Below are 13,379 nucleotides of genomic sequence, written 5' to 3' on the forward strand. Positions count from 1 at the left end.
TGGAAATGGCGTTGCGCAACCGCAGAGATTCGAATCGACTGTCACCACGGGGCGTTTACCGCATTTCACTGACAAGGGAAATGCGTGCCTCGTAGTGCCGTGAGGGATTCACCTAGGGAAGGGCATCCGAGCGCGATGACGATTGAGCAGGGTTCTGTGGCGACGACCGGCGACGGAAGCGGCGAGGCGGTCGCCGTCATCGGAATGGCCTGCCGGCTTCCCGGTGCGCCGACGCCCGAAGCCCTCTGGTCCCTCCTGAGTGCGGGCGGGAGCGCCATCACCGACGCTCCGGAAGGCCGCTGGGAGTCGCTCCTCGACGAGGACCTCCCGCCGGGGGACGACGTTCCGGACGGGGCGCGGCGGGGCGGGTTCCTGGACGACGTCGGGGAGTTCGACGCCGGCTTCTTCGGGATCTCGCCGCGCGAGGCCGTCACCATGGACCCGCAGCAGCGGATCGTGCTGGAGATGACCTGGGCCGCCCTGGAGGACGCCGGCATCGTCCCGGCCACGCTCAGGGGCAGCAGCACCGCGGTCTTCGTGGGCTCGCTGCGCGACGACTACGCGAGCCTGGTCAACCAGCACGGCGCGGACGCCATCACCCAGCACACGATGACGGGCGTGAACCGGGGCGTCATCGCCAACCGCGTCTCCTACCACCTGGGGCTGCACGGCCCCAGCCTCACCGTGGACGCGGCCCAGTCGTCGTCGCTCGTCGCCGTCCACCTCGCGTGCGAGTCGCTGCGCACCGGGGAGTCGGGCATGGCGATCGCCGCCGGCGTGAACCTCAACATCCTGGCCGAGGCGGCCGTCACCGAGGAGCGGTTCGGCGGCCTGTCGCCCGACGGCCGGACGTACACCTTCGACGCGCGCGCCAACGGCTTCGTCCGTGGCGAGGGCGGTGGCGTCGTCGTTCTCAAGCCGCTGAGCCGGGCGATCGCCGACGGCGACCGCGTCTACGGAGTGATACGCGGTAGCGCCGTCAACAACGACGGTGCCACTCCCGGCCTCACCGTGCCCAGCCCGGTGGCCCAGGAGAACGTCCTGCGCCAGGCGTACGCGCAGGCGGGCGTGGCGCCCGGGAGCGTGCAGTACGTGGAGTTGCACGGTACGGGCACCCCGGTCGGCGACCCGCTGGAAGCGGCCGCCCTCGGTGCGGCGCTCGGCGGTGGCCGCGGCCAGGACGACCCGCTGCTCGTCGGCTCGGCCAAGACCAACGTCGGCCACCTGGAAGGCGCGGCGGGCATCGTCGGGCTGCTCAAGACCCTGCTGAGCCTGTGGCACCGGCAGATCCCGGCGAGCCTCAACTTCGAGACGCCCAACCCCCGCATCCCGCTGGCCGAGCTCGGCCTCGCGGTGCAGCGCGACCTGACCCCGTGGCCCCGGCCCGACCGCCCCCTGGTGGCCGGCGTCAGCTCCTTCGGCATGGGCGGCACGAACTGCCATGTCGTCCTGGAACAGGCCCCGTCGGACGCCCGGCCGGGTGGGGTGCACGACGGTGGACCCAGCGAGACGGCCGAGGCGGCCGGGACCGCCGGGACCGCCGGGACGCGATCGGCCGGCGAGGCGGGCACGGAGACCGGCGCCGAGACCGGCGCCGAGTCGGCCACCGGGACCGCCTCCGACCGGGACGCCGAGACCGCCGCGGCGGCCGCCCCCGAGCCGGTCGCCGAGGTCGGTGTCGTGCCGTGGGTGCTGTCCGGGCGTGGTGTGCGCGCCCTGCGTGCCCAGGCCGGTCTGCTCGCCGCCCACGTCGACGAGCGGCCCTCGCTGCGGGCGCTGGACATCGCCGGGACGCTGGCCTCGGCCCGTACCGCCTTCGAGCACCGCGCCGTCGTCGTCGGCGCCGACCGCGAGCACCTGGTCGACGGTCTGCGCGCGCTGGCGGAGGGCGAGGGCGTTCCCGGGCTCGTCGAAGGGCCCGCGCACGGCACCGGACCGGCGGCGGACCGCGTCGTGTTCGTCTTCCCCGGACAGGGCTCGCAGTGGGCCGGCATGGCTGTGGAGCTGTGGGACTCCGCCCCCGCGTTCGCCCGCCGCATGGACGAATGCGCAGCGGCGCTCGCCGAGTTCGTCGACTGGGACCTGCGCGAGGTGCTGCGCCAGGCGCCGGGCGCTCCGGAGTTCGAGCGGGCGGACGTCGTCCAGCCCGCGCTGTTCGCGGTGATGGTGTCGCTGGCCGAGCTGTGGCGCTCCCACGGGGTGACCCCCATGGCCGTCGTCGGAGCCTCGCAGGGCGAGATCGCGGCGGCGTGCGCCGCCGGCGCCCTGTCGCTGCGCGACGCCGCCCGGGTGGTCACGCTGCGCTCGCGGGTCCTGCTGGCCCTCGCCGGCCGCGGCGGCATGGCCTCCGTGGCCGAGTCCGCCGCCCGGGTCACCGACCGGATCGCCGCCTGGGACGGCCGGCTCTCCGTGGCCACGGTCAACGGCCCTGCCACGGTCGTCGTGGCCGGCGAGAGCGAGGCGTTGGACGAACTCCTCGCCCAGTGCGCGGCGCAGAAGGTCCGCGCCCGCCGCGTCCCCGTCGACTACGCCTCGCACTCCGCGCAGGTGGAGGAGCTGGAGGCCGAACTCGCCTCCGTCCTCGCCGGGATCGCCCCCCGCCCCGCCGACGTACCGGTCTACTCCACGGTGACCGCCGGGCCCCTCGACGGCACCGAGATGGGCGCCGCGTACTGGTACCGCAACCTGCGGCAGACCGTGCGCTTCGAGGAGACCGTCGCCGCCGTGCTGGCGGACGGTGACGCGACCTTCATCGAGATGTCCCCCCACCCCCTCATGGGCGTCGGCATCGAGCAGACCGCGGAGGCCCGCGGCCACGGCGAGGCCGTGTTCGTCGGCTCGCTGCGGCGCGACGAGGGCGGCCTCCGCCGGTTCTCCACCTCGCTCGCCGAGGCCTGGGTCCAGGGCGTGCCGGTCGACTGGGCCGGCCGGCTCGCCGACTCCGGGGCGCACCGGGTCGACCTGCCCACGTACGCCTTCCAGCGGCGCCGCTACTGGGTCGGCGAGGACGTGCGTACCGGAGCGGAGACGGACACCGCCGGCGCGACGGAGCTGCACGCCCGGCTGACCGGGGTCGACGAGCAGGAACGGCGCCGCGCGGTCGCCGCGCTCGTCCGTGCGGAGGCCGCCGCCGTCCTGGAGTACGAGTCGGACGCCGTCGACGCGCGGCGGACCTTCAAGGACCTGGGCTTCGACTCGCTCACCTCCGTGGAGCTGCGCAACCGGCTCAGCAAGGTCACCGGTCTGCGGCTGCCGTCCTCGCTGCTCTTCGACCATCCCACCCTCGACACCCTGGTCGACCACCTGGCGACCGCCGTCCTCGACGCTCCGGCCTCCGGCCCGGAGGAGGGCGCGACCGTGGCCGGCGCGGCACCGACCGCCCAGGGTGCCCGTGCCGCGACCCCGTCGGGGCGCCGCGCGCGCCGGGCCCGCGCCGACGAGGCGATCGCCATCGTCGGGATGGCCTGCCGCTTCCCCGGCGGTGTCTCCTCGCCGCGGGAGCTGTGGCGCCTGGTCGCCGACGGCAGGGACGCCATCAGCGAGTTCCCCGTGAACCGCGGCTGGGACGAGGAGCTCTACGACCGGGATCCCGAACGCAGCGGCAAGAGCTCCGCACGGCACGGCGGGTTCCTGCACGACGCCGGCGCGTTCGACGCCGCCTTCTTCGGCATCTCTCCGCGCGAAGCCCTCGGCATGGACCCGCAGCAGCGGCTCCTGCTCGAGACCGCCTGGGAGGCGGTGGAGCACGCCGGCCTCGATCCGCACGGCCTCAAGGGCAGCCGCGCGGGCGTCTTCGTCGGCGGCACCGCGCTCGACTACGGGCCGCGCATGGACGCGGCGCCGGAGGGCGTCGAGGGGCACCTGCTGACCGGCGGTCACACCAGCATCCTGTCCGGGCGGATCGCCTACCAGCTCGGCCTCGTCGGGCCCGCCGTCACCATCGACACCGCCTGCTCGTCGTCCCTGGTCGCGATGCACATGGCGGTGCGCTCCCTGCGCGAGGGCGAGACCACCCTGGCCCTGGCGGGTGGCGCCACCGTGATGTCGGGACCGGGCATGTTCCTGGAGTTCTCCCGCCAGCGCGGCCTGTCGCCCGACGGCCGCTGCAAGTCCTTCGCCGCCTCCGCCGACGGCACCGGCTGGGCCGAGGGCGTCGGCCTGCTGCTCCTCGAACGCCTCTCGGACGCCCGCAGGAACGGACACCAGGTCCTCGCGGTCGTCCGCGGCACCGCCATCAACCAGGACGGCGCCAGCAACGGTCTGACCGCCCCCAACGGCCCGTCCCAGCAGCGGGTGATCCGCGACGCCCTGGCCGACGCCCGGCTGACCACGGCCGACGTCGACGCGATCGAGGCGCACGGCACCGGGACCCGGCTCGGCGACCCGATCGAGGCGGAGGCGCTGCTGGCCACCTACGGCCAGGGCCGCGAGGGCGGCGCGCCGGTCCGGCTCGGGTCGCTCAAGTCCAACATCGGGCACACCCAGTCCGCCGCGGGTGTCGGCGGTGTCATCAAGATGGTCGAGGCCATCAGGCACGGCGTGCTGCCGAGGACGCTCCACGTCGACGAGCCGTCCCCGCACGTCGACTGGGAGTCGGGCGCCCTGTCGCTGCTCACCGAGGAACAGCCCTGGCCCGAGACCGGCCGGCCGCGTCGCGCCGCCGTCTCCTCCTTCGGCATCAGCGGCACCAACGCCCACGTCATCATCGAGGAGGCCGCCCCGGCCGAAGCCTCGGACGTGGAGCGGACCGGCCTCCCCGAGGCGGACGCCGACACCCGTACCGGCGCGGGCATGGGTACCGACCCCGGCACGCGTACCGGCACCGGCACCGGCACCGACACCGACACCCGTACCGGCGCCGATGGTGCCGATTCGCCCGTCCCGTGGGTGCTGTCCGCGCGGGACGAGCGCGCCTTGCGGGCGCACGCCGGCCGGCTGCACGCACGGCTGAGCGGGGACGCCGACGTCACCGGGCAGGACATCGGCCGCTCCCTGGCCGCCCGTACCGCGTTCGAGCAGCGGGCGGCGGTCGTCGGCACCACCCGCGAGGACCTGCTCGCCGGCCTCGACGCGCTGGCACGCGGCGCGGCCGACCCGGGCACCGTGACCGCGAGCGCCGCCCGGTCCGGCGCGACCGCCTTCCTGTTCACCGGGCAGGGCGCGCAGCGCGTCGGCATGGGCCGGGAGCTGTACGCGACGCACCCCGTCTACGCCCAGGCCTTCGACGCGGTCTGCGCCGCGTTCGACCCGCACCTCGACGTCCCGCTGAAGGACGTCGTCCTCGCCGACGAGGACACCCCGGACGGGCGCGACCACGCGGCGCTGCTGCACCGCACCGCGTACACCCAGCCCGCCCTCTTCGCGGTCGAGGTGGCGCTGTTCGGGCTGCTCGACCACCACGGGCTCACCCCCGACCTGCTCGCCGGGCACTCGATCGGCGAGCTGGCCGCCGCGCACGTCGCCGGTGTACTCGGACTCCGGGACGCGGCCGCGCTCGTCGCCGCCCGGGGCAGGCTGATGCAGTCCGCGCCGGAGGGCGGGGCGATGACGGCGATCCAGGCGGGCGAGGCCGAAGTGGCGTCCACGCTTGGGGAGTTCGAGGGGCAGATCGCCCTCGCGGCCGTCAACGGTCCCGACTCCGTCGTCGTCTCCGGCGACCGGACCGCGGTCGACGCGGTGGAGGCGCTGTGGCGCGAGCGCGGACGCAAGACGCGGGGCCTGAACGTGAGCCACGCCTTCCACTCGCCGCACATGGACGGCATCCTCGCCGAGTTCCGTGAGGTGGCCTCCGGTCTACGGTTCCACGAGCCCCGCATCCCCCTCGTGTCCACCGTGACGGGTCGACTCGCCACCACGGCCGAACTCACCTCGCCCGCCTACTGGACGTCCCAGATCCGGGAGTCCGTACGCTTCCTGGACGCCGTACGCACCCTGCGGGAGCGCGGCGCCACGGTCTTCGTCGAGGTCGGCCCCGACGCCGTGCTGACGGCGATGGCCGTCGAGGCGGCGCACGCCCCCCGGCCCGACGACTCCGGCACGCACCACACCGGAGGCCAGTCGGACGCTCACCACGCCGAGGGCCGGGCCGACGCTCGCCACGCCGAGGGCCGGACAGACGCTCATCACGCCGACGTTCGCCACGCCGAGGCCCAGGCCGACGCTCGCCACGCCGGCGGCCAGGCCGACGCTCCGGTCACCGCCGTCGCCCTGTTGCGCGCGGGCCGGCCCGAGGCGCAGACCGTGGCCACGGCCCTCGCCACGGCGTACGTCAACGGCGCGGCCCTCGACGCCGGGTCGTTCTTCCCCGCCGGACGCCGGACCGACCTGCCGACCTATCCCTTCCAGCGTGAGCACTACTGGCTCGTGACCGAGCGGGGTGCCGACGCCCGGACGCTGGGCCTCGACCCGGCCGGGCACCCGCTGCTGACGACGGCCGTCCACCTGGCCGACCGCGAGGACGTGGTCCTCACCAGCCGCCTCTCCCTCCACGGGCAGCCGTGGCTCGCGGACCACGTGGTCGGCGGCGCCGTCCTCGTCCCGGCCACCGCGTTCCTCGAACTGGCGATCGCCGCAGGCGACCACACAGGGGCCGCCCGCGTCGACGACCTCACCCTGGAGGCCCCGCTCGTCCTGCCGGAGCGCGGCGCCGTCCGGGTCCAGGTCGCCGTCGGTGTCCCCGACGACGGGGGCACCCGCCCGTTCAGCGTCCACGCACGCCCCGACGGCGGCGGCGACGCCGAGCAGCTCCCGTGGACCCGGCACGCCACCGGGATCCTCACGCCCGAGACCGCCGAACCCGAGCGGTGGGAGGGCGACGCCTCCTGGCCCCCGGCGGACGCCTCGCCGCAGCCGCTGACCGACGTCTACGGCCGGCTCGCGGAGCTCGGATACGCCTACGGGCCGACGTTCCAGGGCCTGACCGCCCTGTGGCGCGCGGGCGACGACCTCTACGCCGAAGTGAGCCTGGCCCCCGAGCACCACGACAGCGCCGCCCACTTCGGCCTTCACCCGGCGCTGCTGGACGCGGCACTCCACCCCCTCGTCCTGGCCTACGCCGACGACGCCGGAGCCACCGGGCCGGGCCTCGCAGCCGGTCCGGACGGGTCGGCCCCCACCACGGGTCCGGACGGGTCGGGCGCTTCCGACGGGTCCGGTGCGTCCCACGGCGCCGACGCGTCCGGCCGGATCAAGCTGCCCTTCGCGTGGTCCGGCGTGTCCCTGCACGCCACGGGCGCCACGGCCCTGCGCGTACGTATCTCTCCGCCGGCCGGGTCCGGGCCGGGCGAGGGTCGCGTGCCGGACGACACGGTCACGCTCACCGTCACCGACCCCACCGGCGCCCCCGTGGCGTCCGTGGAGAGCCTGACCCTGCGCCCGGTCGCCAAGGACGCCGTCGCCCCCGCAACCGGTGGGCCGGGCGCGCTGTTCACCGTCGAATGGCCCACCGTCCCCGCGCCGGACACGGCCGGCTCCCGCCTGGCCACCCTGCCGGACGCGGTCCACGGCGCGGACCGCGTCGACGGCGACGGCGACGGCGACGGCGACGACTCCGGGCTCGACAGCGTCGTCGGAGCCGACATCGTCGTCGTACGTACCGACCGCTGGGCTCTGGAGGACGCCGACCCGGTCGCCGCCGCGCACCACGTCACCCGCCGCGCGCTCGGACTCGTCCAGCGCTTCCTGTCCGACGACCGCTTCCAGGACGCGCGACTGGCCTTCGTCACGCGTGGCGCGGTCGCGGTGCTCCCCGGCGAAGGGATCGACGCCCTCGCCACCGCGCCCGTATGGGGCCTGGTGCGCTCGGCGCAGACGGAGCACCCCGGCCGTCTGCTGCTCGTCGACGTCGATGAGGAGGCAGGGGCGTCGGACGGCACGGAGGCGCTGGTCGCCGCCGTCCCCGGTGACGAGCCGCAGCTCGCCGTACGCTCAGGACGGCTGCACGCCCCGCGCCTGGCCCGCACCACGCCGCCGCCCGCCACGACGACCGCGCACGCCGACGGCACGGACGGCACGGACGCCACGGACGGCACGGACGCCACGGACACGGACGCCGACGTTACGAACGCCGATACCGTCACCGCCATCGGCACCTCCGCCTCCACCGGCACCGGCACAGCCACCGGCCGTACCGGGAGGGGCGCCACCCCCCGCCTCGACCCCGACGGCACCGTCCTCGTGACCGGGGGCACCGGAGGGCTGGGCGGTCTCCTCGCCCGCCACCTGGCCTCGCGGCACGGCGTACGGCACCTGCTGCTGCTCAGCCGCCGTGGCCCGCAGGCCCCCGGTGCGGCCGAACTGCGCGCGGAACTGGCCGAGTTCGGCGCCGACGCGCAGCTCGTGGCCTGCGACGCCGGCGACCGGGAGGCCCTCGCGGCGGTCCTCGACGCGATCCCGTCCGAGCGGCCGCTGACCGCCGTCGTCCACACGGCCGGCGTGCTCGACGACGCCACGGTGGAGAACCTCACCGCGGAGCAGCTGGAGTCCGTGCTGCGCCCGAAGGCCGATGCCGCGTGGCATCTGGACGTACTCACCCGGGAACGCGGCCTCGACCTCGGCGCGTTCGTCGTCTTCTCCTCCCTTTCCGGCCTCACGGGCACGGCGGGCCAGGCCAACTACGCGGCGGCCAACGCCTTCCTCGACGCCCTGGCCTCCTACCGCCGCGCCGCCGGCCTGCCCGCCACGTCCCTGGCCTGGGGGCTGTGGGACGACACGGTCGGCATGGGCGGCACGCTCGGGGACACCGACCTGGCTCGCTGGGCCCGCATCGGCGTCGCCCCGCTCACGCCCGGGCAGGGCCTCGCCCTGTTCGACGCGGCCCTCGCCCTGGACACCCCACTACTGGCCCCGGCCGCCATGAACCCGGCGAAGGCCCGTACCGGTTCCGACGGCCTGGTTCCCGTCCTGCTGCGCGGTCTGGTCCGCACCCGGCCGCGCCGTGCGCGGCGGAGCGGCGGCGCTCCGGTCGGCGGCGACTGGGCGCAGGGCATCGCCGCGCTGCCCGAGGGCGAGCGACCGGACGCCGTACGCGCGTTCGTCCGCGGGGTGGTCGCGGCGGTCCTCGGCCACGCGGGCTCCGCCACGGTCGACCCGGAACGCCCCTTCAAGGAGCTCGGCTTCGACTCGCTGGCCGGGGTGGAGCTGCGTAACCAGCTGAACGCGGCCACGGGCCTGCGGCTGCCCGCGACCCTCGTCTTCGACCACCCCACGCCCGCCGCGCTCGCGGCCCACCTGCTGGGCCAGGTGTCGGGCAGGGTGGCGAAGAGGCCGGTCGTGGAGACGAGGCCGGCCTCGGCCGACGAGCCGATCGCCATCGTCGGCATGGCCTGCCGCTACCCCGGCGGCGTGGCGTCGCCGGAGGACCTGTGGCGGCTGGTCGCCGAGAGCGGGGACGCGATCAGCGCGTTCCCGTCCAACCGGGGCTGGGACATCGACGCGCTGTACGACCCCGACCCGGACCGCATCGGCACCTCGTACGTCCGTCACGGCGGTTTCCTGCACGAGGCGGACCAGTTCGACCCGGAGTTCTTCGGGATGTCGCCGCGCGAGGCGACCGCGACCGACCCCCAGCAACGACTCCTCCTGGAGACCGCCTGGGAGACCTTCGAGAACGCCGGAATCGACCCGGCGACCGTACGCGGCACCAACACCGGCGTCTTCACCGGCGCCATGTACGACGACTACGCCTCCCGCCTGGCCAGCACCCCGCCCGAGTTCGAGGGCTTCACCCTCGCCGGCAGTCTGTCGAGCGTGGTGTCGGGGCGACTGTCGTACACGTACGGCCTCGAAGGGCCGGCCGTCACGGTCGACACGGCGTGCTCGTCGTCGCTGGTCGCCCTGCACCTGGCGGCGAACGCGCTGCGCGGCGGGGAGTGCGACCTCGCCCTCGCGGGTGGCGTCACGGTGATGTCCTCGCCGAACGTCTTCGTGGAGTTCTCTCGTCAGCGAGGTCTCGCGACCGACGGCCGGTGCAAGTCCTTCTCGGCCGACGCCGACGGCACGGGCTGGTCGGAGGGGGTGGGCCTGCTGCTGGTCGAGCGCCTGTCCGACGCCCGTAGGAGCGGCCACAAGGTCCTCGCGGTCGTGCGTGGTTCGGCGGTGAACCAGGACGGCGCCTCCAACGGCCTGACCGCACCCAACGGCCCCTCCCAGGAACGCGTCATCCGCCAGGCCCTCGCCAACTCCGGCCTCACCGGCGCCGACATCGACGCCGTCGAAGCCCACGGCACCGGCACCCGCCTCGGCGACCCCATCGAAGCCCAGGCACTCCTCGCCACATACGGCCAGGAAAGGACCCAGGACCGTCCGCTCTACCTCGGATCCCTGAAGTCCAACATCGGCCACACCCAGGCAGCCGCCGGCGTCGGCGGGATCATCAAGATGATCAAGGCCATGCACCACGGGGTCCTGCCGAGGACCCTGCACGCCGAGGAGCCCTCGCCGCACATCGACTGGTCCACGGGCGAGGTCGAACTCCTCACCGAACAGCGCCCATGGCAGGCCGAGGGCCGGGTCCGACGCGCGGGCATCTCGTCCTTCGGCATCAGCGGCACGAACGCGCACGTCATCATCGAGGAGCCGGCCCGCACCGAGCCGACCCCCGCCACGTCCTCCACGTCCTCCACTCCCGCCACTCCCACCACTCCCTCCGCTCCCTTCACCGGCGGGTCCGACGCCATCAACGGAACCGGCACCACGAGTGGATCCGACGCCACCGGCCTGCCCGTGCCCTGGCTGCTCTCCGCCCACGACGACACGGCGCTGCGCGCCCAGGCGCGGCGACTGCACACGTACGTCACCGGCAACGCGGGCGTGGCGGCGGCCGACATCGGCTGGTCGCTGGTCACCACGCGGGGCACGCTGGAACGGCGGGCCGCCGTCCTCGGCACCGACCCGGACGCACTCGCCTCCGGTCTGCGGGCCCTGGCCGACGGCGCGTCCGCGCCGGAGGTCGTCCACGGGAGCACCGCGAGGCGCGGCAAGCTCGCGTTCCTGCTCACAGGTCAGGGGTCCCAGCGCCTCGGTATGGGCCGGGAGCTCTACGCCGCGTCACCGGTCTTCCGGGCCGCGTTCGACGCGGTCTGCGCCCAGCTCGACCGCGAGCTCTTCCGGTCCGTGAAGGAGGTCGTCTTCGCCCCCGAGGGGAGCGCCGACTCCGCGCTCCTCGGGCAGACCGTCATGACCCAGGCGGCGCTCTTCGCGCTCGAGACCGCGCTGTTCCGGCTCTTCGAGCACCACGGGATCACCCCGGACCACCTCCTCGGCCACTCGATCGGCGAAGTCACCGCGGCCCACCTGGCCGGTGTGCTGGACCTGGCGGACGCCTGCGTCCTCGTCGCCGAGCGCGGCAGGCTGATGCAGGCCGCGCGCGAGGACGGCACCATGGCCGCCATCCAGGCGACCGAGGCGGAGGTCCGCGCGTCGCTCACCGACTTCGGCGACGCGGTCGTCGTCTCCGGGGTCAACGGGCCCCGCTCGACGGTGATCTCCGGTGACGAACTCCTGGTCAACGAGGTCGTCGCGCGATGGCGTGAGGTCGGCGTCAAGACCAAGCTCCTGCCGGTCTCGCACGCCTTCCACTCCCCCCACATGGACGCCGTCCTGGAGGAGTTCCGAGCCGTCGCCGAAGGGCTCACCTTCCGCTCCCCGACGATCCCGGTGGTGTCCAACGTCACCGGCACGACGGCCACGGCCGACCAGCTCACCTCGCCCGACTACTGGGCGCGCCACATCCGCGAGGCGGTCCGCTTCGCCGACGGTGTGCGCCACCTGGAGGAGCTGGGCGTCACCGACTGGCTGGAACTCGGCCCCGACGGGGTGCTCACCGCCCTCGTCCAGGAGTGCCTGACGGACGACGCCGGATCGCTCGCGCCCGCGCTGCGCAGGGACCGGACGGAGCCCGACACCGTCGGGGCGGCCCTGGGCCGGCTGGCGGTTCGGGGCATCACGCCCGACTGGACGACGGTCTTCCCGGGTGCCCGGCGCGTCGACGACCTGCCCACCTACGCCTTCCAGCACGGCCGTTACTGGCTCGACGCCCCGGCGGTCGCCGGTGACGCGGCCGGTCTGGGGCTGAGCGAGGCCGGTCACGCCCTGCTCGGCGCCGCGATGACGATCGCCGACCGTGACGAGTACGTCTTCACGGGTCGTCTGTCGCGCCGCACCCATCCCTGGCTGACCGAGCACGCCGTCGCGGACGTGGTGCTGGTGCCGGGAGCGGGCCTGCTGGAACTCGCGCTGCACGCCGCCCGCCATGTCGGCGCGGACGGGGTGGAGGAGTTGACGCTGGCGGCTCCGTTGGTCCTGCCGGAGCGCGGCGGTGTCCAGGTCCAGGTCGTGGTCGAGGCAGCCGACACGGCCGGTCGCCGGACACTTCAGGTGCACGCTCGCCCCGACGCGGACGGTGACGACACCCGGTCCTGGACCACCCACGCCTCGGGCGTACTCACCACCGGCGCACACACCACCGGCGACAGCGGCGCCGTGAACAGGTCCGACCTGACGGCGTGGCCGCCCGCCGGTGCCGTAGAGGTGGAACTGGCCGGCGTGTACGAGCGCCTGGCCGAGCAGGAGTACGGCTATGGCCCGGCGTTCCAGGGCCTGCGCCGCGCGTGGAAGGGCGCGACCGAAGGCGAGCTGTTCGCCGAGGTCGCCCTGGCCGACGAGCAGCGCGCCGACGCCGAGCGCTTCCAACTGCACCCCGCGCTTCTCGACTCCGCCCTGCATCTGCTGCTGCCCGGTGTCGTGGACGAGGACCGCGTCGCGGTGCTGCCGTTCACCTGGGCCGGGGCGCGGGTGCACGCGGTGGGCGCCTCGACGCTGCGCGTACGCCTGAGTCAGACGGGCCCGGAATCGGTGGCCCTGGACCTCGCCGACGCCACCGGCGCCCCGGTCGCCACCGTCGCCTCCATGGTCTACCGACCCCTGTCCAAGGACGCTCTCCGCACCGCCGGATCGGCCATCCGCGACGGCCTGTACCGGGTGGAGTGGAAGCCGCTCACCACGGCGGCCGGTACGGGCGGCGGGGCCGAGGACGTGACGCTGCTCGGCGAGGGCGGGGCGTATCCGGACCTGCCCGGCCTGATGGCCGCGGTGGAGGCCGGCGCGGCCGTACCGCCCGTCGTCGCGGTGCGTCTGGCGGCCGGTGCGGCCGTCGGCGGTGTCGCGGGGGTGAGTGCGGGTGCGGGTGCGGGTGTTAGTGCGGGTGCGGGTGTTAGTGCGGGTGCTGGTACTGGTGCGGGTACGGGCGCAGTCGCGGTGCATGAGGCGACGGCCGAGGTGCTGGGGCTGGTGCAGGGCTGGCTGGCGGAGGAGCGGTTCGCCGACTCCCGCCTGGTGGTCGTGACGACGGGCGCCGTGGCCGCGAACGCGGACGACGACGT

Annotated in this window: 1 protein-coding gene; it reads left to right on the forward strand. The window is 74.8% G+C overall.

All coding sequences use genetic code 11. The features are described 5' to 3' along the window. Positions 1–135 precede the first annotated feature (135 nt). A partial coding sequence (locus tag ACIPPS_RS32140) for a type I polyketide synthase (RefSeq protein WP_401439577.1) occupies positions 136–13,379 on the forward strand: 13,244 nt, incomplete at its 3' end.

The organism is Streptomyces sp. NPDC090127 (genome assembly GCF_044746945.1).
Classification (GTDB): domain Bacteria; phylum Actinomycetota; class Actinomycetes; order Streptomycetales; family Streptomycetaceae; genus Streptomyces.